Consider the following 21029-nt stretch of genomic DNA (forward strand, 5'->3'; position numbering starts at 1 on the left):
CGCCAGAAGTGCTGCCGCTTCCCAGGAATACAGGCAATGAATACCCTTGTCCAGCCCGCCATCGCGGCCCTCGAAGACTCCAAATCCTGGCAACCTGCAGCGGACTGGACCCTGCTGCAGGGCCGCGACGTCGAAGTTCACGACTTTGAAGGAACAGTGGACCAAGGACGAGTCGATTCAGTAACTGCCGACGGAACCATCCTTTGGCTACTACAGGTCGGAGCGTACCCGCGCCGGATCATCCAAAAGACTCCCTAGAAATACGTCAGGCTGCGCTAAGCATTACCCCGCCGGGCGCGAGACTCCACCGGTTGCGGTGATGATCTCTCAGGGTCAGCCATAGCCCGACCATACCCTTCTGCACTAATGCGGTGGCTGCGACGTCTCAGGGTATCCCAGCAGCACATCCGCCAGACGGGTCACGTCGGCACCTGCGGGCTCCGACGTTCACGTCCAAATGTCCCGATAGCATGGGGCAACTGCCGGCCGAACATGCAGGCCTGCCGCTTCCGCGCCCCCAACAGAAGGCCTGTACGGCGTAGCCAGCTTGACGAAAGGTCCGTTAGCGGCCCAGGCTCAGAGCCGTTTAAGACTGTTAAGAGCAATATCTCTTGCTCGTCCTGTCATGGATCAGCCCGAGCGTAACCGCTGGCACTTTAGAGCGTGATTGCGGTGCCCACGGCATCGGAGAACATTGGCCAGGTTGTACTTGACGTGTAGCGCCGTCGGCTTGGTGCTTTGCGGTTCGGTGGTGGAGCCCCAAGCACCCACCCGCCGGCGTAGTACACGGAAACACAACGCAATGTTTCGGCGTGTCGCCCGTAACCTGATTAGATGCCTCGTTTTGCGCTTGATATTGAGTCCGTGCCCCGCCCTGCCCGTGCGCAGGAGCTGCTGGATGCTGTGAACCACCGCGTCGTCATTGCCGACGGCGCCATGGGTACCATGCTGCAGGGCCGGGACCTGTCGCTCGAGGTGGACTTCCAGAACCTGGAAGGCTGCAACGAGATCCTCAATGACACCCGGCCGGACGTCATCGGGGACATCCACGACGCCTACTTCGCCACAGGCATCGACGCCGTCGAAACCAACACCTTCGGCGCGAACTGGTCCAACCTCTCCGACTACGGCATCGACGACCGGATCGAAGAGCTCGCCCGGAAGGGTGCGGAGATCGCCCGCGACCGCGCAGAAGCAGCAGAAAAAACAGATGGACGGATGCGCTGGGTCCTAGGCTCGATGGGACCGGGCACCAAGCTCCCCAGCCTGGGGCACACCAGCTACGACTACCTCAAGCAGACCTTCGCTCTGCAGGCCGAGGGCCTCATCGACGGGGGAGCGGACGCCTTCCTCATCGAGACCAGCCAGGACCTCCTGCAGACCAAAGCGGCGGTCAACGGCTGCAAGCAGGCCATTGTGTCGCGCGGCGTCCGGCTCCCCATCTTCGTCGAGGTGACGGTCGAGACCACCGGAACCATGCTGATGGGATCGGAGATCGGTGCGGCGCTCACCGCGCTCGAGCCGCTCGGCGTCGACGCCATCGGCCTGAACTGCGCCACCGGGCCGGACGAGATGAGCGAGCACCTGCGCCACCTGTCCAAGCAGTCCTCCGTGGCGATCGCCTGCATGCCCAACGCCGGCCTGCCGGTGCTTGGTCCCAACGGCGCGCACTATCCGCTCTCGCCCGCCGAACTCGCCACCGCGCACGAGCAGTTCGTTCGGGAATTCGGCCTGGGCCTCGTGGGCGGATGTTGCGGTACGACGCCGGAGCACATGGCCGCCGTCGTCGAACGTCTCGCGCCCTTCCGCACCGCCGCCCCGGTCACCAGCAACGGTAACGGCACCGCCCGCACCCCCACGGAACGGGAACCAGGTGTCGCCTCCCTCTACCACCATGTGCCGTTCGACCAGGAGTTGTCCTACCTCGCCATCGGTGAGCGCACCAACGCGAACGGGTCGAAGGCGTTCCGCCAGGCGATGCTCGAAGAGCGCTGGGACGACTGCGTCGATATCGCCCGCGAGCAGGTCCGTGTTGGCGCACACCTGCTCGACGTCTGCATCGACTATGTGGGGCGCGACGGCGTGGCCGACATGAAGGAGATCGTTTCGCGTTTCGCGTCGGCCTCCACGCTCCCTCTGGTCATGGACTCGACCGAACCGGCCGTACTTCAGGCCGGGCTCGAACTCATCGGCGGCCGCCCGGTGGTCAACTCCGTCAACTATGAGGACGGCGACGGGCCGGGCAGCCGCTTCGCGCGCATCATGCCGCTCGTGAAGGAACACGGTACCGCCGTGATTGCCCTGACCATCGACGAGCAGGGCCAGGCACGCACCACCGGGCAAGGTGGCCATCGCCTCCCGCCTCGTTGACGCCCTGGTGGGCGAATGGGGGATGCGCGTCGAAGACATCATCGTCGACGCCCTGACCTTCCCTATCGCCACCGGCCAGGAAGAAACCCGCCGGGACGGCATCGAAACGATCGAGGCCATCCGCCAGATCACCACGAAGTACCCCGGCATCCAAACCACACTCGGCGTCTCGAACGTGTCCTTCGGCCTGAACCCGGCCGCGCGCATGGTCCTGAACTCCGTGTTCCTGCACGAGGCCGTCCAGGCGGGCCTTTCCAGCGGCATTATCGACGCCGCCAAGATCGTGCCGCTCGCGTCGCTCCCGGAGGAGCAGCGCCAAGTGGCCCTGGACCTCGTCTGGGACCGCCGCGAGTACGACGCCGACGGCAATGTCACGTACGACCCGCTGGCCCGCATCCTGGACCTCTTCGCCGGCGTCGACACCGCAGCGCTCAAGGACCAGCGCGCCGCTGAACTTGCGGCCCTGCCAACCGGTCAGCGCCTGGAGCGGCGCATCATCGACGGCGAAGGCAAGGGCCTTGAAGAGGACCTCGACCTGGCACGCAGCGAGGGCCTGACCCCGCTCGGCATCATCAACGACCACCTGCTTGAGGGCATGAAGGTGGTGGGCGAGCGTTTCGGCGCCGGTGAGATGCAGCTGCCGTTTGTGCTGCAGTCCGCCGAGGTGATGAAGAATGCAGTCGCCCTGCTCGAGCCGCACATGGAGAAGTCGGATTCGTCGGGCAAGGGCACCATGGTGATCGCCACGGTGCGCGGCGACGTACACGACATCGGCAAGAACCTGGTGGACATCATCCTCACCAACAATGGCTACAACGTCATCAACATCGGCATCAAGCAGGGGATCGCCGAGATCATCGCCGCAGCGGAGGAGCACGAGGCCGACGTGATCGGCATGTCCGGGCTGCTCGTTAAATCCACCGTGGTGATGAAGGAGAACCTCGCGGAGCTGCAGTCTCGTGGCCTGGCGAAGAAGTGGCCGATCATCCTCGGCGGTGCAGCCCTGACCCGCGCCTACGTGGAGCAGGACCTGGCGGAGCAGTTTGATGGCGTGGTCAGGTACGCCAAGGACGCCTTCGAGGGCCTCTCACTCATGGAACCGCTGGTCCGCGTTGCCCGCGGCGAGTCGCCGGACGACGTCGGCCTTCCGCCGCTGAAGAAGCGGATCCATAAGGGAGGCGCGAAGCTCACGGTGACCGAACCGGAGGCGATGCCCGGGCGTTCCGATGTGGCCGCCGACAACGCCGTGCCTGCGCCGCCGTTCTGGGGCACACGCATTGTACGCGGCGTGGCGCTGCACGACTACGCGGCTTTGCTCGACGAGCGTGCCACGTTCATGGGGCAGTGGGGGCTCAAGCCCGGCCGCGGCGATGACGCCGCCTCCTACGAGGAACTGGTGGAACTCGAAGGCCGGCCGCGCCTGCGGTACTGGCTGGACCGCATCCTCGCCGAGGGAATGCTTGATGCGTCCGTCGCTTACGGCTATTTCCCCGTGGTCTCCGAGGGGGAACAGGTGGTGGTGCTGCACCACGGAGAGGACCACGACGGCGTCCTCGGCACCGCGGGACTGCTCGCTCCCGATGGCGGTTCAGGTGGTCCGATCGGCACCGAGCGTCTGCGTTTCGACTTCCCGCGCCAGCGCCGGGACCGGCACCTGTGCCTCGCCGACTTCGTGCGCTCGCGCGAATCGGGCCAGATCGACGTGCTGCCGATCCAGCTGGTCACGGCCGGTTCAGCGATCGATGAGGTGACAGCGGAACTGTTCAAGGGGAACCACTACCGCGACTACTACGAGCTCAATGGCCTGGTCATGCAGCTCACCGAGGCACTCGCCGAGTTCTGGCATGCCCGTATCCGCAACGAGCTGGGTTTCGCAGCCGAGGAGCCCAAGGACAAGGCAGGGTACTTCAAGCTCGACTACCGCGGTGCGCGCTTCTCGCTCGGATACCCCGCGTGCCCTGACATGGAGGACCGCCGCAAGGTGACGGAGTTGCTGAAACCCGAACGGATGGGCGTGATCCTGAGCGACGAGCTGATGCTGCACCCCGAACAGTCCACGGACGCGTTCGTGTTCCACCACCCGGAGGCGAAGTACTTCAAGGTGTGAGTTGGTGCTGGTCCCTGGCCTGAGTGGATTGAGCCTGGGTGGCTTGCCCGCCCCCGCTGGAGACCGGCTTTACCCGCCGGAACGCGGCGAGAACGGCGCGTCCCACCACAGTGATTCCGATGATTGTGGTGACGGCACGCAGGGTGTCCCAGCCAGCCGTCGACGTCACTAGCGAGTAGAGCAGGAAGCTGGAGAGGTTGGTGCCCAGCGGCGCGCCGGGCACGTAGGAGATGCCGGTGCCGGCGCCTACCGCGAACGGCCAGAACCAGAGATTGGTCAGCAGGCCGAACAGGTAGGACGCCACGGTGCCGTAGGCGCACAGCATCCAGATTTCCGCTCTGCCCCGCACCCGACGGGGGAGCAGGCCGGCCCCGGCGCCTACCCACGCACAGGCGAAGATCTGGAATGGTGTCCAGGGCCCGATGCCACTCCACAAGGCACTTGAGACGGCGATGGTGGCGGCGCCGAGGAGCAGGCCGAAACGGGCACCGAAGGCCCGGCCGGCCAGGATCAGCAGGATAAAGACTGCCTCCACGCCTCCGACGCCCGTGCTTGCCACCCGCACAGCCGAGCCGACGGCGGCCAGGACGCCCAGCAACGCCACCGTGTGCGCGGAGCGGACCGAGCCGTCGAGGGATACGACGATGGCAACGACGGCGATCGGTGCAATAGACAGGGCCGCGTAGGGGAGGGCCGCGGCGGCATCCTCCGGGAGGGCCGCGGCGAGCAAAGGCCAGCAGAACGCTGCGAGGGCGAGAAGGTTTGCAGCTGCGAGAACGGCAAGCTCGACGCCCCGCGGCATCCGGATGCGGCGGGCCCTTTTCGCAGCCGGAATATCTCGTCGCTCGGTGAACCGTGGTGCAACTATGCGCTGCACTGTTTCGATGCGCTGCGCTGTCGCGGCACTGGCTGTGGCGGCACCGGCGGGGAGGGCTTCTGACACGGATGAGGGCGCGACGCCGTCATGCATCGGGAGGATCCGGGCGCCGAGGTCGTGGGCAAAGTCGATATCGTGGGTGGCGATCAGCACCGCCGTGCCGGCGTCCGCTGCTGCCCGGAGCGCCGCGGAGACTGCTGTGCGCGCCGCAGGATCGAGTCCGCGGGTGGGCTCATCGATCAGGAGCACCTGGGGGTCGTCCATGGTCTGCAGCGCGATGGCAAGGATCCTGCGCTCCCCTGCAGAGAGGTCCCGGGGATGCTCGTGTCCAATGGGAATCCGGACGCCTCCCCGCAACCGGGCCAGGCGCGACTCCGCAGACATTGGGGCAAGCCGGTCGCTGCCCGGGCGGCTTCGGTCTTCGCGGCGCGGGCCTGAGCGACGCCTGTATGTCTGACGCACAGCGCGCGCCAGGCGCCGGTCGGCCGCGCGGAGCTCTCCTGCGACCGTATCCCTCGTGAAGAGGTCGTCCGAGGCGTCCGGCACGAGGGCGACACGGCCGCCGTCGACCGTCCATTCACGGCCCGTACTTTCAGGGCCGGTGCCTTCACCACCAGTGCCTTCACCGAGGGCGAGCGCCACGAGGAGGGACGACTTCCCGGCGCCGTTCGGCCCCACCAGGGCGACCACTTCACCGCGGTGCAGGGTCAGGGAGGCGTCGCGCACGAGCGGCTTGCCTTTGCGGTGCACCGCCAGCTTGGTCGCAGTCAGTACGGGCACGTGCTCCGCTGGCTGTGCCGGCGTGGGACGGGCAACGAGAGGGGGCGAAGGCGGTGATGGCGCAACGCTCGGCACCAAGGCGCCATCGTCGATGGTCCACCACGAGTCGGCAACCGGTACGAGCGCTTCCGCCCGGTGCTCCGCCACGATGACGCAGACACCGGCGTCGCTGGCGAGGGCGCTGAGTACCGCGATGACGTGTCCGCGTGCTGCCGTGTCAAGATCGGCCAGGGGCTCGTCAACCAGGAGCAGGGCCGGTTGCTCCACCACCGCGGCGGCGATGGCTACGAGCGTTGCTTCACCGGCCGAGAGGGTGCTGATATTCCGGTCCAGCAGCGCCGACACCCCGATGCTCTCGGCGACCTCCAGCACCCGGGCCTTGGCGGTCCCGGATGCGATGCCGCGCAGCTCAAGTGCGAGGGCGATTTCGTCCCGGACCCGGGTGCTGGCGAACGCGGCGCGTGGATTCTGCAGTACGACGCCGATGAGGCGCGCGGTGTCGCGCGGCGGCGTGGTGGCACGGTCCGTTCCGGCGATGCGCACCGTGCCGGAAATTTCTCCGCCGTCAACGTGCGAGAGGAGGCCTGCGATACCTCGCAGGATCGTGGACTTGCCGGAGCCTGTCGGCCCGGTAATGACGGCAATTGCCCCGCTCGACGGCGCGAAGCCGGGGACACGCACCTGCGCGTCGCCAATGCGGAAGTGTGCATCCCGGACGAGAACCGGTGCTTCCGTACCGCCGCCGGGTTGCTGTGGGGCCCGGCTCCCGAAGCCGCGCAACTCCAGGGCGGCGGCAACCCGGCCCGCGTGCTCAAGAGTGCGCTCGAGCACGGGAACCAGGGCGCGGGGTCCGAAGCGTTCACCCCGCAACCGGAACGCCAGGCGCACGGAAGTCACGGCGTCGGCAAGTGCCGGAAGCGCCGCCCACGCCACCACAAGCATCCGGGCAATGCCCTGCATGGGCCCGCGTCGGGCCAGGTGAACGAAGCCGCGGGCTATGTCCACCCAGGCGTTGAGAATGCCGAAGCCGAGGATTATTCCGGCAATCGGCAGGGCGGACAGGACCGCCTGCCACACGCCGTGTCCGGTTACCGCGCCGAGAAGGACTACATGGGCGTACGGAACAGGCAGCGGCACCGCCGGTAGGTCGAGCAGAACCGGCCCGCCGGTACTGGCCCCGTTGAAAAGGATGCGGTAGATGACCCGCGCCGCGATGAAGACGACGGCGAGAGCCGCCGCTGCACGTAACGGCGCGGGTCGAAAGGTCATGCCGCGGGGGTGGCCGGTGCGCCGTCGACCGTGAAGAGCAGCTCCAGGCTCTCTCCGGGGCTCACCTTCAGGGTGCCGAGGCCTTCCTGGGCATATGCCCAGGCACCGGAGGCCGGCTTTACCCAGAGAGCCCAGTAGGCAAAGGCGGCGGGCATCTTCTTGCACTCTTCCCGGTACGTGCCGCCCTTGTGGGCGATGTCCAAGTCAGCGGCGGGCACACCGTTTACACGGCACACCAGTTCCTTGGGATATTCGGCGGTGCCCTCGGTTTTCACCTTTGCCTCGTCAAGCACCTTGGAAGCGAGGGTCGGCGCGTCCACGGGCACGCAAACGGACGTATCAGCGGCAGCCTGCTTCAGGGCGCCCGAGTCGACGATGACCTTCACACCGGCGCAGGGCCCGGAAGCGGCGCTGGCTGAAGACGTTGCCGGGGAAACCGGTGCGGAGGTAGTTGGCTGGGTGGCGGCCGGCGCGGAACAGGCGGCGAGAGTAAACAGGAGACCTGCGGCGGCGAGGGAGCTCGCGGCGGCGGTGCGGATCTTAGTCAAAGTCACCTGTCAAGGGTAGGACGTTGTTTATCCGGATCAGGATGGCGCCGCGTTGTGTGACGTTAGTTCTCCACTAAATTGCACGATTTTCGCTGGTATCCAGTGAACTGCCCATCACCTTCCCCTCGATGACGACGGCGCGACGCCCCGCCGTCGTCAGCTCCCCGTAAGGGGGGTGTGAGGCGGGCCGGCGATCTTTACGGCGCTGGGGATTCAGTAATTCCGAGTGACGTGGTTGAGTTTCGGTTGGGGTGTTCTGCCGGCAAGGGCGTGGCACGTACCAGGAAGGCGGATCTCCGAATGGCGGGTATGCCACCAGCCACGGTGGAAGTGAGTGACTCGGTGGTCCAGCGACTGGTCCGGGACCATCGGCCCGACCTCGGCGATCGTTCTTTAGCCCGGGTTGCCAATGGCTGGGACAACGCCACCTTCCGGCTCGGCGACGACCTGGCGGTCCGGCTGCCGCGCAGACCAGAAGCCGTCCCGCTGATCCTGCGTGAGCAGCGCTACCTTCCCGACATAGCCCGCCGCTCCCCGGTTGCGGTTCCGGTCCCCATCCATGCCGGCCGGCCGACGTCTGACTTCCCCTGGCCGTGGAGCATCGTACGGTGGGTCCCCGGAGCAGCCGCGGCGGACGTCGACCCAGCAGATCGCGGGCCGGCAGCGGAAGCCCTGGCCGATTTCCTCCTGTCCCTCCATATGCCCGACGAAACCGGCATCCCGTTGAATCCTTTCCGCGGCGTGCCGCTGACGGACCGGGACGGCGCGGTGGCGGATCGGCTCGGGGACACTGAACGCTACCCGCAGGCAGCAGCGCTCAGAGCGGTGTGGGCGCAGACCTGTGCCGCTAAAACTTGGGACGGCCCGGCGATCATGCTTCACGGCGACCTTCACCCGGGCAACATCATCCTGGCGGACGACGGTTCGCTGGCCGGGGTCATCGATTTCGGCGACGTCGGGGCAGGGGACCCGGCTGTCGATCTTGCGGCGGGATGGTTGATGTTCGACGCCGGTGCCCGCCAACGTTTCATGGACGCCTTTGGCTCCGCCGTGGATGAGGACACTTGGTTGAGGGCCCGCGGCTGGGCTCTCATCCTCGCCACCGCCATGCTGAGCAACTCAGACGACAATCCGCGGATGTTCGCCCTCGGAGAGTTCGGGATCAGGCAGATCCTGGAGCTCTGACTTTGCCTGGAATCCTGAAGCCGCGTTAATTGTCGGTGCCTGGTGACATGCTGTGGGCATGGAAAGCAGAGCAGTCGCGGAGACGCTGGAGGCCATGGAAGCCTCCCTTGCTGCGCTGGCTTCATTTGTCGGTCACGGGGCAGGGACCGTGTCCTCGACTGATGCTGATCCATTGCAGGACGAAGCTGACGCATGCCTGGATGGTCTGGCGGAGCTGGCCGGCATGGAGGCCCGGTTGGCCGCGTTGAAGGTGCACTTCGCTGCCGGGTACGCCGACGCTACCTCCGCCATTGCGGCGCCGGCTTCTTCCCCGCAGGAGCGCACGGCCCAGGAGATGGCGGTGACCGCTGAGGTTGCGTGTGTGCTGACTGTGAGTGAACGATCGGCGGCGGCGTTGCTGGCGGAGTCAGCCACGCTGACCACCGGATTGCCCTTAACGCTGTCCGCCCTGCGGTCAGGGAGCATTTCGTGGCAGCACGCCAGGGTTTTGTGTGATGAGACGTCCGGGCTGGAGCCGGCCGCCGCTGCTGCGTTGGAGGCCCATTTCCTGGGCCCCGGGGCTCCGTTTGCTGAGCGTGGCTGCGCGGCGGGGGAGCTGGTGCCGGGCAGGTTCCGGGCGAAAGTGCGCGGCTGGCGTGAGCGGCACCATCCTGTCAGCATCGAAGCGCGGCACGGCAGGAGTGTGAAGGACCGTCGGCTGGAATATGTGCCGGACCGGGACGGCATGGCCTGGCTCTCGGCGTACGTGGCTGCCGACGTCGCGGCGGCTGTGTGGTCCCGTGCCACGGAGGCGGCGCGTGCCCTGCAGGGGCCGGCCGAGTCGCGCACCCTGGCCCAGCTCCGCACGGACGTCGCCGCGTCCTGGCTGCTGGGCGGGGTGGCGGAGGTTACCCCGTCACCTAGGGCGCAGGTCCTGGTGACCGTGCCGGTGTTCTCGCTGCTGGGGGCCGGTGCGGAACCGGCCATCCTGGACGGGTACGGTCCCGTTCCGCCGAGCATGGCCCGCCGGCTGGTCGGCGATGGTGCCGGGTCGTTCCTGCGTGTACTGATCGATCCTCGCAGCGGAGCGCCGCTGGAGATCGGACGGGCCAGCTACCGGGTTTCGAAAGCGATGCGCCAATGGCTGCGGCTGCGGGATGGCCGGTGCCCGTTTCCTGGCTGCAACAACCATTCCCTGGACAACGAGGCGGATCATCTGCTGGCCTGGGCAGAGGGAGGCGGGACCGGTGTCAGCAACCTGGGCCAGCCGTGCCGCAAGCACCACCGCCTGAAACACACCACTGCTTGGAGGCCGACTGACGCCGCCCGGGACCAGCCGCCCGGCTGGATCTCACCCGCTGGACGCTCCTATCCCAGCGAACAACAAGACTGGGAACCATCACACTGGCCGGACCACCCCGGACTCGCGGGCGAAGCCCCCGGGTGGGAACCGCCTGACTGGACGGACGTACTTGACGGTCCCGCCACTTTCCGAGATACCGGGCCGCCATTAGCGGTGGATCCCCTGCCTGACTGGGCACAGTTCACCGCGGCGTAGGATCCACTCCCTACCGCCACCTTCATGGTCGGCGACGACGGCGGCGGGAGGTCCCGCCGTCATCGGCTTTCCCGAACGCCGCTGGTCAGCGGGACCATCCCGAACGGGCCGTTCAGGATGCCGAGCGCGTGTTGAACGCCGCCGCCGATTCCCGCAGAAGGCGTGCGACTGTGTCCGCGGGCATGCTGGCTGATCGCCGCCGGTCGAACCGGCGCAGAACGATGCGCCGCGTACCCAGTCCGGGGACGTCCAGGATGTCCACGCCATCCTGGACAACGCCGCTCAGCGCCAGGGTGGGCACGATCGCAATCCCCTCACCCGCAGCGACGAGTGCGAGGGCGGTCAGCGTCTCCTGGTACTGATGCACAGTCTCCATCCGGGCGCCCGTTGACTGGCGAAGCCGGCCGAGCACCGCAGAGTTGGCGGCTGACGGTTCGACACCGAGCCACGGAAGTGGCAGCCGGGCAAGGTCGACGTTCTCGATGGTGAGCAGGGCACCTGAGGGAACCACCAGCTTCCATGGCTCGTCCAGCAGGGGCTCCTCGGTCATTCCGGCGGAAAGTGAACGCTGCTCGGCCGTCGTCGAATCGAGCTCGACCACCACCGCGTCGAGCTCGCGCTGGCGGAGCAACCGCATCAGGGCAGGGAAGTCGTCCTCGACGATCCGGATCTGTAATTGCGGGTACTGGCTGCGCCACTCGGGCAGGCGCGGGATCACCACCGTCCGAACAAAGCTGGTGAATCCGCCCACCCGCACGACTCCAGCGACCTTGGCCCCGCCCTCGATCCGGGCGCGGGCGACGCTGAGTGCGCGTTCAATCTCCTCGCCGGCTTCTGCTATTGCCAGGCCGGCGGGCGTCAAAACTGAGCCTTTGGGCGTGCGCACCACCAAGGCGTGCCCCGTCTCGTCCTCCAATTTGTTGAGCTGCTGTGAGACTGCGGAGGCCGTTATTCCCAGCTCGTCAGCGGCGGCGAGCACCCCGCCCGTGCGGGCGACCGCCAGAAGCACGCGCAGCCTGCGCGGATCGATATCCATGTTAAGTAGTTCTAAACCATGTCTTCAGTGGAATGCAATTGCTCTACATCATCCCTGTCCTGATAATTACTGGTGAACCGGCTAGGCCCGCGGGAGAAATCCACGCAGGCCTTCCATCGAAGGAGGTTCTCGGACAGCTAAGCAAAACGCTGGTCCAGCCGATGCCTGATCCATTCGGCAATAGCCACTTCCGAAACACGCACCTCTAGTCCGCCATCTACACTCCGCCCAGCGGATGGCAGCCGGGCATAACCTTTGAAAGGACATCATGGAACTGCTGTGGGAAATCGCAGGTTGGGCAGGCGCGGTTGCGATACTTAGTGCTTACCTGGCCGTGTCCATGGGTTGGCTGAAGGCCGGCCGGGGCTTCCAGATCGCGAATCTCCTCGGTGCTTGCGCCTTCATAGTCAATGGCGCATTCCACGAAGCATGGCCGTCCGTGGCCACGAATGTTGCGTGGTGCCTCATTTCCGCCGTCGCGCTATTTCGCATGCGTGGGGCGGGTCAGCCGGCAGCGGCAGCCGCTGATGCCCCGCAGGTGCAATTTCCGGGCGTCCCTGACACCACCGGCCAGCTGGCAATTGTTGAAGCGCCGCGAGCACGTCGGTTTACATAACCCCGTGCAGGGTCCCGTCGCAGGCCTCCTGCTCCCCTTAAATCAGCCGTTGTGGTGGCGGCCCAACGGGTCCACCATGATCCCATGGATGCTGAAACACCCAAGGCGGTGGAACTGAACCTCCCGCAGGCTTTCCTGCTCTTGGCCACAAACGACAAGGACGGCAAACCTGAAGTGCCGGTCTTCGCACTCAGGACCACCGTGGCGGGGGCAATATTGGCCGAGCTGGACCTGATCGGTGCAATCGGGCTGGAGGGGAAGCACGTCAAAGCGACCGGCACCGCCCCGAAAACAGACTTCCAGCATGAGCTGGACCTCATCCGTGGCAAATCCCGCCCTCACACGCCCAAGCAGTGGGTCTCGATGCTGGAGGGCCGCGCCGAAGTGCAGCGTGTCTATGAGGGGATGGTGTCGCTGGGCATCGTGGAACACGTCGGTGCAAAGCATCTGGGCCGGTTCCGGACCGTGCGATACCCGGAGAAGGACCACGGCCCGGAGGATGCGCTCCTGAAAAAGATCGAGGCCGCACTTAACGGTGCGACGACTGATGCCAGGGCGCCTGCTCCCACGGCGACGGACGCCGCAGCGCCGGACGCCGCGGCGCCTGATGCCGGGAAGCCTGGTGTCCAGACGCCTGATTCCCCTACGACCGATGCCGGGGCGGCCGTCGCCGGGGCGAAGGAGGACATGGCACCTGGGGCCGGGACGCCTGATGCCGGGAAGCCGGCTGCCAAGGTTCCCGATGCCAGGACCACAGCGCTGATCGCCCTGCTTCAGGCGGCTGGGCTGTTCGGCAAGCTCTTTCCGGCAGCGGATCGAAGCTGGTCAAGTGAGCTGTCGAGGGACTTTTGGCCGTCCCGCGCGGTGGAGGACGAACTGCGCCTGATCAGACTGGCGGAGGAAGAAGCTGCAACCTTGTGACGCTGCCAGAATTCGCCAGGGGCGGCCTCGTCGGTCTGCATGGACTCCAGGAGTCCGCCGCTATAGACGTCGAAATTTGCACCAGCCACGCAACCCCGCGACCGTCCGTCAGATAACGGCAAGGGCGCCTTTGGCGCTTTCCACCAAAACATGGGTGCCTGCGGGAACGTGTACGACTTCGCCGTCTATCTGGCAAGGAACAGCATCCCGCGTCGTAAAGGCGTAACTGCTGACGCTGGGTTGGTGCCCCAGCCCCAGAGTGACGGCCCGAAGGGTCATCAGCGCCATCTTCCAGCGCCCAGCATGGGGCAAGGTCACCACCTCGAACCGACCGTCGTCGGGGTGGTTCGACTCGCTGACCGTTCCGTACTTCGCCATCCGTGAGATGTTGGCCAGGATCAGGCTGTCAAACCGGGCGGTGGCCCCGTCGGCCCTGACGAGCTCAAACGGCTTCAAATGAGAGAGCGTCCGGGCGACGGAGAGGAGTTCGAGGATTTTCCCTTTTCCGCCCTTTTCGATTCCGATCGCCATCAACGGGGTGAGCCCGAACCCTACATAGGAGTGGGCGTATTGAACTTGCCCCCGATGTGCCCCGCCGAACGTTATGCGCAAAAGGTCGATACGATGGACCCTGCCTTCGCGGATGGCCTCCGTCAACGGTCTTGCCGTCATGCTCCTGTGATGATCATTGGCGTTGCCCGCAGGGAGCACAGTGCACACCGCCCTGCTGGCGGGAACGTCCATCACCCCGTTGACGACCTCGTTGTACCCGCCGTCACCGCTGACCGAGACTAGCAGCGCGGCCCCACGCGAGGCCACGGACCGCGCAAGATCCCGGGCGTGCCCCGCATACTCCGTCGGCAGCAGGTCAATCTGCAGATCCGGCAGTTCGGCGGTCAGATCCCGCTGTACATCGCCGATCCGGTCGGCCATACCGGCCTTGGCAGGATTGAAGACCAGGACTACCCGGTCAAATGGGGCGGCAGGTGCCCGGTCATCAGCCATGGTGCGCATCCTCCAGGCCCTGTTGCATTAAGTCCAGCCTAGCCGGTGACACCCTCGTCCCAAAGGTTCCGGAGGCGGGTTCGTCACGACCTCTGCCGGAACGGCACCAAACGTAAGCGGACGACGGCGGGAGGTCCCGCCGTCGTCCGCTGCCTGCTGGATGCGGGCTGCAGTGCCGGGCGTTTAGCGGCTGCGGCGGCGCAGCAAGGGATCGGTCAGCGACGGCGGCTGGTAGCCGCTGTCGGCGGCGTTCAGCGTAGTGCCCGGCGGAACGATTTCGTCGATCCTGTCCAGGACATCACGGGACAAGAGCACCTTGTCTGCCCCCAGCGCCCCTTCGAGATGCTCGAGCGTCCTTGGACCGATGATGGCTGAGGTGACGGCGGGATGTTCCAGCACGAACCCCAAGGCAAGATGGATCAAGGACAGCCCGGCCTGGTCTGCGAGTTCGGTCAACTCGAGCACTGCCTGCGTTTTGCGCGCGTTCTCCGATGTTGTCGGATCGTGCCGTGCCGGTTGCCGTGCTGACCGGCTGGAGGGGACGTGCCCGCCGTCGGGCTTGATCCGGCCGGACAGCCAGCCGCCGGCCAGCGGGCTCCACGGCAGTACGGCGAGCCTGTGGCGCTGGGCCAGAGGCAGGACTTCGCGTTCCACTCCCCGGGCCAGAAGGGAATACGGCGGCTGCTCCGCCACGGGCCGTTCCCGGTGGCGCTCTCGGGCCACGTACTGGGCCTCTACGATTTGCCCTGGTTCGAAAGTGGAGGTGCCGATGTAACGGATTTTGCCCTGCCGCACGAGGTCTGTCAGTGCCCCGAGGGTTTCGTCGATGTCCGTGTCCGGCTCCGGGCGGTGCACCTGGTAAAGGTCGATCCAGTCGGTCTGCAGCCGGCGCAGGCTGTCCTCCACGGCCCGGATGATCCAACGGCGGGAGTTGCCGGCCTGGTTCACGTCATCACCGAGGCGTCCGTGGACTTTGGTTGCCAGGACCACGTCGTCGCGACGGCCCTTGAGGGCCTTGCCCACGATGGTTTCGGACTCGCCCTGGGAATAGACGTCGGCGGTATCCACCAGGTTGATGCCGAAACCAAGGGCGTGGTGGATTATGCGGATGGAGGCGTCATGGTCCGGGTTGCCAATGGCGCCGAACATCATGGTGCCCAAGGTGAGGGGGCTGACTTTGATGCCGGTGGAGCCGAGATTACGGTAGTCGGTCATGCGTTTGCTCCTTGAAGTTGATGGGTGTGTTGGCTGTACTGGCTCTCGGGGCGGGCCAGTCCGAAGTGTTCGCGCAGCGTCCTGCCCTCGTATTCGGTGCGGAACAGGCCTCGGGACTGCAGGAGTGGAATTACTTCGTCGGCGAAGGCCTCGAAGCCGCCGGGCAGCCAGGGAGGCATGATGTTGAACCCGTCGGCGGCGCCGCTTTCAAACCAGCGCTGGATCTCGTCGGCCACCTGCAACGGGGTTCCGGCTATGGCGTAGTGGCCGCGGGCACCGGCGAAGCGGTGCAGCAGTTGGCGCACGGTGGGGTGTTCCCTGCGGATGACGTCCAGGAGGAGCTGGCTCCTGCTGCCCTCCCGGCCGGCTGTTGCCAGGAGGTCCCTCGGGAGGGATTCGTCCAGTTTGACGCCGTCGAGGTCAACGGCCAGCAGTTTGCCCAGGACGCCGAGTCCGTACTCTGGCTGTGTCAGTTCATCGAATTCCTGCCGGAGCGCCCGGGCTTCGGCCTCGGTAGAGCCGAGGTAGGGGCTGATGCCGGGAAGCACCAGGAGCTTCCCGGGATGCCGTCCGGCCGCCGCGGCCTTGGCCTTGATGTCGGCATAGAAGCTTTGTGCGCTTTCCAATGTCTGGTGCGCGGTGAAAACGGCTTCTGCGTGTTTGGCGGCGAAGGCCCTTCCGTCGGCGGAAGAGCCCGCCTGTACATAGACCGGTCGGCCCTGAGGGGACCGCGGAGTGTTCAGCGGCCCGTCCACGCGGAAGTGTTCGCCTTCGTGCCCGATGGCATGGATCCGTGAGGTGTCGGCGAAAACACCGGTGCCAGGGTCGGACACCAGCGCCTCGTCCTCCCAGCTGTCCCAGAGCTTTCCCACCACGCCGACGAATTCGTCCGCCCGGGAGTAGCGCTCCGCGTGGGGCGGGTGCTCATCCCGCCCGAAATTCCGGGCGGCACGCTCTGCTCCGGTGGTAACGATGTTCCAGCCGGCACGGCCGCCGCTCAGATGGTCCAGCGAGGCGAACAGCCGGGCCGCGTTGTACGGTTCCAGATAGGTTGTGCTGGCTGTTCCAATGAGGCCGATCCGTTCAGTGGCGACGGCAATCGCTGACAGCCAGGTGAACGGTTCCAGCCGGAACCGCGCCGCGTATTGGACGTTGGATTCCAGGGCGGGCCCGTCGGCGAAGAACACTGCGTCAAACTTGGATTGCTCCGCACGCTGGGCAAGCTCCTGGTAGAACCTGATGTCCAGGACACGCTCCGGCTGGGACGACGGGTGCCGCCAGGCCGCTTCGTGGTGGCCGGCCGGGTAAATGAAGAGGTTGAGCTTCAGCTCCCGGCCCATTACAGCGCCGATCCGATGGAGGTCAGCTCCGCCCCGACGGCGTCGGCGAAGCGGTTCTCCGGCCGCGCCAGGCCATAGTGTTCACGCAGGGTCCGGCCGGTGTACTCGGTGCGGAACAGGCCGCGCTCCTGCAGGATGGGCACCACCTTGTCCACGAACGTCTCCAGCCCCGAGGGCAGCACCGGCGGCATGATGTTGAAGCCATCCGCCGCGCCGGCGTAGAACCATTCCTGGATGGCGTCCGCCACCTGGAGCGGTGTGCCGGTGAAGGTCCGGTGCCCGCGGCCGCCGCCCAGCCTGCCGATCAGCTGGCGGACCGTAAGCTTCTCCCGGCGGGCAAGCTGGACGATCAGGGTGTAGCGGCTCTTGGCCCCCTCGATCTCGTCCTCACTGGGCAGGTTGTCCGGCAGTTGGCGGTCAAGGGGCAGGTCTTCGGGGGCAACCCGCAGGGTCCTGGCCAGCTGGATCCGGGCGTACTCAGGTTTGATCAGCCGGTCCAGTTCCCGTTCCAGCGCCAGGGCTTCCGCCTCGGTTTCCCCGATGACGGGGACGATGCCGGGAAGGATCTTGATGGTCTCCGGATCCCGCCCGGCGGCGGCGGTGCGGGCCTTCAGATCACGGTAAAAGGCCTGCGCATCCGCCAGGGTCTGGTGCGCAGTGAAAACGGCATCCGCGTACCGGGCGGCGAGGTCCTTGCCGTCCTCGGAGGAGCCGGCCTGGACGATCAACGGGTGCCCCTGCGGTGAGCGGGGCACGTTGAGCGGACCGCGGACCTTGAAGTGCTTGCCTTCATGGTCGATGGTGCGGATCTTCCCGGAGTCGCCCCACACGCCGTCGGCCTTGTCCGCGAGCACGGCGTCGTCCTGCCAGCTGTCCCACAGCTTCTGCGACACCTCGATGAACTCGGCGGCGCGCTCGTAGCGGACGGCGTGGGCAGGCTGGTCGTCCACGCCGAAGTTCCGGGCGGCGTCGGGGCCGGCGGTGGTTACCACGTTCCAGCCTGCGCGGCCGCCGCTGGCCCAGTCGACGGACGCGAAGCGGCGGGCCAGGTTGAACGGCTCGTTGTACGTGGTGGAGGCGGTGGCAATGAGTCCGATGCGCTCGGTGGCGCCTGCGATGGCGGTCAGGAGCACCGTTGGTTCCAGCTTTCCGGCCGGACGGCGGCCCACCTCACCGAACAGGACGGGGGAGTCGGCGAAGAAGATGGAATCGAGCTTCCCACGTTCGGAGGTGCGGGCCAGCTGCTTGTAATGCTCGACGTCGGTGCTGGACCGCGGGTCGCTTTCGGGCAGCCGCCAGGACGCCTCGTGGTGGCCTGTGCTCATCAGGAAGGCGTTGAGGTGGAGCCGGCGGTGGCTGGATTCACTGTTCGATGAGAAGTTTTCAGAAGACATGGGATGGTCCTTCGGGTATGAGGGTTAGTGGCTGGAGCCGACGACGCCGAGATCGGACAGGAGGTCGCGGCGCAGGGCGTCGTGCCCGGCTGCATCTGTGTGGGTTCCGGCAGCGGATGTTCTGAATGCCGGCGCCACGGTGCGGACAGTGGCGATGCGGCCGTGGTCGAGGACCACGATCCTGTCCGCCAGTGCGATGGCCTCTTCCACGTCGTGGGTCACCAGCAGGACGGCCGGGCGGTGTGCTGCCACCAGGTCCTGGAGCAGCCCGTGCATTTTGATTCGGGTCAGGGCATCCAGCGCGCCGAATGGCTCGTCGGCCAGCAGCAGCTGCGGTTCGCGGACCAGAGACCGGGCCAGCGCCACGCGCTGCTGCTCGCCGCCGGAGAGCTCGTGGGGCCATGACTTTTCCCTGCCGGCAAGCCCCACTTCGGCGAGGGCTTTGCGTCCCCGGGACTCGGCGTCGTGCTCCCGCAGGCCCAGGGTGACGTTGCCCAGCACCGTGTCCCACGGCAGCAGCCGCGAATCCTGGAAGACCACGGACACGCGCTCGGGGACGCGAATCACGCCGCTGCCGCGCACATCATGATCCAGCCCGGCGAGGGCGCGCAGCAGCGTGCTCTTGCCGCAGCCGCTGGGCCCGAGGAGGGCCACGAACTCGCCGGGGGCAATGTCCAGGTCCACGCCGTTCAGGACGCCCTTGGGCCCGAAGCTGCGGATCAGGCCCCGCACCGAGACGTCACCGGCGAGCTCCGTTCCCGCGGAGGCTTCGACGGGGGAGGGTGCGACGGCGGTCAGCCCGCCAGGGTGCGCTGCCATGAGAGGGCCTTTCGTTCGATGAAGCGGACGGTGCCGTCGGACAGCAGACCAAGGATGCCGTAGACCGCCAGTCCGAGGACGATGATGTTGGTTTGGCCATAGGTGCGGGCAAGCTCCATCATGTAGCCGATGCCGCTGGTGGCGTTGATCTGCTCCACCACCACCAGGGACACCCAGGCACCGGTGACCGCGAAGCGCAGACCCAGGAAGAACCCGGGGAGCGCTCCGGGAAGAACCACCTTGCGGATGAAGGCCGCCTGGCTGAGCCCGACGGTCTGCGCCAGCTCGACGTACCTCAGGTCGATTCCGCGCAGGCCGGCGTGCGTCTGCAGGTAGACCGGGACGAAGACGCCCAGGGTGATGGTGAGCACCTTCATGGTCTCGTCGATCCCGAACCACAGGATGAGCAGCGGGATCAGGGCCAGCCCGGGGATGGCTCGTTTGATCTGCACCGGTCCGTCGATCAGCGCCTCGCCCACGCGGCTCAGCCCGGAAAGGAGTGCCAGGACCGCGCCGACGAGCGTGCCGAAGAAAAGCCCCAGACCTGCCCGCTGGGCGGAGACGGCGAGGTTTTCCTGCAGCCTGCCGTCTGCGATCAGTTCACCGGCCGTGGTAACCACCGTCCACGGCTCGGAAAGGATCCGCGGATCCAGCAGCCCTGTTGCCGAGGCAATGGTCCATAGCCCCAACAGGGCCGACGGGCCCAGCAGCCAGGCCAGGCGCCGCCGTCGTCCGGGACCCAGCCTCCTGCCGGTGGGCCGCAGGTCCTCGCGTGCGGCGAGTGCAGGGTCCAGGTGGGGTTCGACGGCGGGACGTTCCAGTACCGGGGCCGCGCTCACGCTGAACCGCCCTTGCCCGCCGCCGCGAAGGCGGTGCCGGCTATGGCCTCGAAGCGGGTGTCGTAGAGGTCCGCCGCGTTCAGGCGGGGCTTTTTCTGTTCCCGCGCCAGCAGGTCGATGGTCTGCTGGTGCCGGGCGATGCCCTCGGCCCAGGACGTGGGCAGGTCCCGCTTGCCCGCCGCCTTAATAAGGTAGAGGCCGTCCTCGCGGGAGAGGCCCTGGTCCTTGACGTAGTAACCCTCGAGCCATTCCTGGGGGTGGTCTTGGATCCAGCGCTGGGCTTTGCCCCAGACCTTGACATAGGCAGCGAGTGCGGCGGCCTTGGCGGGGTCGGCCAGGACCTTGGCGGGGGAATAGAGGTGGCCCGGATCGTCGCGCAGGCCATGCCGGAGTGTTGTGGCGCCGTCGGCCTTGTACTTGGAAAGATAGCGCTTGATCTGCACACCACCCAGCGGCGCCGCGTCCACTTGCTTGCTGGCGAGCACGGTGGAGTAGGTGTCGCCGGTGCTGGGCAGCTCCACCAGTTGGACATCGTCCTGCGTCAGCCCTGCCTTTTCGAGGATTCTCAGCACCAGCGCACCTTGGGCCTGGCCCGGGCTGTAGGCGATTTTCTTGCCTCGAAGGTCCTCCAGCTTGGAGATGCCGGAGCCGGGGGCGACGCCGAGTTCGTACAGCGGGTGGTTCACGGCGTCCTGCCGGTAGGCGCTGGCGATGATCCGGACGTCAAGGCCGGTCCATGTGGCGTGGATCGGTGGGATGTCTGCCACCGAACCCACATCCAGGGCGTTGGCGCGGAAGGCTTCCGTGGTCTGCGGGCCGCCGGAGATGTTGGCGAACTCCACGTTGATGCCGTCCAGTTCCTTGATCAGACCGGAGAGCTCCAGAGCCACGTGGATGGTGGGATCGCCCACCTTAATAGTGGTTCCGGCGGGTACGGAGGTGGCGAGAGGAGCCGTGGCCGCGAGTGAGCCCTGCCCGCCGCCGGCCGTGGCGTTTCCGCCGCACGCCGTGAGGAAGCCGAGCGCTGAAATGGCCAGGAGACTTCCCAGGGCACGGCGGCGGCTGAACGATGGCACGCGTGTGGTTCGAGGGGGCAGGGTGGAATCAGCGGGGGACATGCTTGACCTTTCGGAAAGGGTTTGAGCGAGGTGTCGGATAAGAAGGCACAGCA

15 protein-coding genes and 1 pseudogene are annotated in these 21029 nt (G+C 66.6%); 6 read left to right on the forward strand and 10 right to left on the reverse strand.

Annotated elements, in window-relative coordinates; genetic code table 11:
* The first annotated feature begins 36 nt into the window (after positions 1 to 36).
* Together ACIP90_RS16270 and metH are read left to right on the forward strand one after the other, a co-directional pair.
* The gene (locus ACIP90_RS16270; RefSeq protein WP_400580592.1) at positions 37 to 258 is read left to right on the forward strand and encodes a hypothetical protein; all 222 of its coding nucleotides are present in this window, start codon (positions 37 to 39) and stop codon (positions 256 to 258) included.
* Positions 259 to 834: 576 nt separating this feature from the next.
* Positions 835 to 4477 (forward strand): annotated as a pseudogene (gene metH / locus ACIP90_RS16275) (methionine synthase).
* Here metH and ACIP90_RS16280 read toward each other — a convergent pair.
* Both ACIP90_RS16280 and ACIP90_RS16285 read right to left on the reverse strand, forming a co-directional pair.
* A complete protein-coding gene (locus ACIP90_RS16280) occupies positions 4467 to 7403 on the reverse strand; it encodes an ATP-binding cassette domain-containing protein (RefSeq protein WP_400580593.1) in 2937 nt (978 codons plus the stop codon). The pseudogene metH and the gene ACIP90_RS16280 overlap by 11 nt on opposite strands.
* Positions 7400 to 7957: a hypothetical protein gene (locus ACIP90_RS16285; protein WP_400580594.1), complete on the reverse strand. Its 558-nt coding sequence runs from the start codon at positions 7955 to 7957 to the stop codon at positions 7400 to 7402. The genes ACIP90_RS16280 and ACIP90_RS16285 overlap by 4 nt, the downstream gene beginning before the upstream one ends.
* Before the next feature lie 303 nt (positions 7958 to 8260).
* Here ACIP90_RS16285 and ACIP90_RS16290 point away from each other — a divergent pair, with 303 nt between their 5' ends.
* A complete protein-coding gene (locus ACIP90_RS16290; RefSeq protein ID WP_400580595.1) occupies positions 8261 to 9136 on the forward strand; it encodes an aminoglycoside phosphotransferase family protein in 876 nt (291 codons plus the stop codon).
* Between the two features lie 58 nt (positions 9137 to 9194).
* Positions 9195 to 10673: a DUF222 domain-containing protein gene (locus ACIP90_RS16295; protein ID WP_400580596.1), complete on the forward strand. Its 1479-nt coding sequence runs from the start codon at positions 9195 to 9197 to the stop codon at positions 10671 to 10673.
* Between the two features lie 112 nt (positions 10674 to 10785).
* Here ACIP90_RS16295 and ACIP90_RS16300 read toward each other — a convergent pair whose 3' ends face one another.
* Positions 10786 to 11709: a LysR family transcriptional regulator gene (locus ACIP90_RS16300; protein WP_400580597.1), complete on the reverse strand. Its 924-nt coding sequence runs from the start codon at positions 11707 to 11709 to the stop codon at positions 10786 to 10788.
* A gap of 268 nt (positions 11710 to 11977) precedes the next feature.
* Here ACIP90_RS16300 and ACIP90_RS16305 point away from each other — a divergent pair, with 268 nt between their 5' ends.
* Both ACIP90_RS16305 and ACIP90_RS16310 read left to right on the forward strand, forming a co-directional pair.
* Complete coding sequence (locus ACIP90_RS16305) at positions 11978 to 12325, forward strand: hypothetical protein (RefSeq protein ID WP_400580598.1); 348 nt, start codon at positions 11978 to 11980, stop codon at positions 12323 to 12325.
* Positions 12326 to 12409: 84 nt separating this feature from the next.
* Entirely contained in the window at positions 12410 to 13246 is an 837-nt protein-coding gene (locus tag ACIP90_RS16310) for a GPP34 family phosphoprotein (RefSeq protein WP_400580599.1), read from the forward strand.
* A gap of 108 nt (positions 13247 to 13354) precedes the next feature.
* Here the strand turns inward: ACIP90_RS16310 and ACIP90_RS16315 are convergent, their stop codons facing one another.
* The 7 genes from ACIP90_RS16315 to ACIP90_RS16345 all read right to left on the reverse strand — a co-directional run bounded on the left by ACIP90_RS16315 (position 13355) and on the right by ACIP90_RS16345 (position 20976).
* The gene (locus ACIP90_RS16315; protein WP_400580600.1) at positions 13355 to 14251 is read right to left on the reverse strand and encodes a diacylglycerol/lipid kinase family protein; all 897 of its coding nucleotides are present in this window, start codon (positions 14249 to 14251) and stop codon (positions 13355 to 13357) included.
* A gap of 183 nt (positions 14252 to 14434) precedes the next feature.
* A complete protein-coding gene (locus tag ACIP90_RS16320) occupies positions 14435 to 15466 on the reverse strand; it encodes an aldo/keto reductase (RefSeq protein WP_400580601.1) in 1032 nt (343 codons plus the stop codon).
* Positions 15463 to 16806, reverse strand: coding sequence for an LLM class flavin-dependent oxidoreductase (locus tag ACIP90_RS16325; protein WP_400580602.1), 1344 nt, complete (start codon positions 16804 to 16806; stop codon positions 15463 to 15465). Before ACIP90_RS16325 ends, ACIP90_RS16320 begins: the two co-directional genes overlap by 4 nt.
* The gene (locus ACIP90_RS16330) at positions 16806 to 18200 is read right to left on the reverse strand and encodes an LLM class flavin-dependent oxidoreductase (RefSeq protein ID WP_400580603.1); all 1395 of its coding nucleotides are present in this window, start codon (positions 18198 to 18200) and stop codon (positions 16806 to 16808) included. The genes ACIP90_RS16325 and ACIP90_RS16330 overlap by 1 nt, the downstream gene beginning before the upstream one ends.
* A 24-nt stretch (positions 18201 to 18224) precedes the next feature.
* The gene (locus tag ACIP90_RS16335; RefSeq protein WP_400580604.1) at positions 18225 to 19019 is read right to left on the reverse strand and encodes an ABC transporter ATP-binding protein; all 795 of its coding nucleotides are present in this window, start codon (positions 19017 to 19019) and stop codon (positions 18225 to 18227) included.
* Positions 18995 to 19858 (reverse strand): ABC transporter permease, encoded by an 864-nt coding sequence (locus ACIP90_RS16340; protein ID WP_400580605.1) that lies wholly within the window; start codon positions 19856 to 19858, stop codon positions 18995 to 18997. The genes ACIP90_RS16335 and ACIP90_RS16340 overlap by 25 nt, the downstream gene beginning before the upstream one ends.
* Positions 19855 to 20976, reverse strand: a complete 1122-nt coding sequence (locus ACIP90_RS16345; RefSeq protein ID WP_400580606.1) for an ABC transporter substrate-binding protein — start codon at positions 20974 to 20976, stop codon at positions 19855 to 19857. The genes ACIP90_RS16340 and ACIP90_RS16345 overlap by 4 nt, the downstream gene beginning before the upstream one ends.
* Positions 20977 to 21029 lie beyond the last annotated feature (53 nt).

The sequence above is a fragment of the Arthrobacter sp. NPDC093139 genome, assembly GCF_044754165.1.
Lineage (GTDB): Bacteria > Actinomycetota > Actinomycetes > Actinomycetales > Micrococcaceae > Arthrobacter.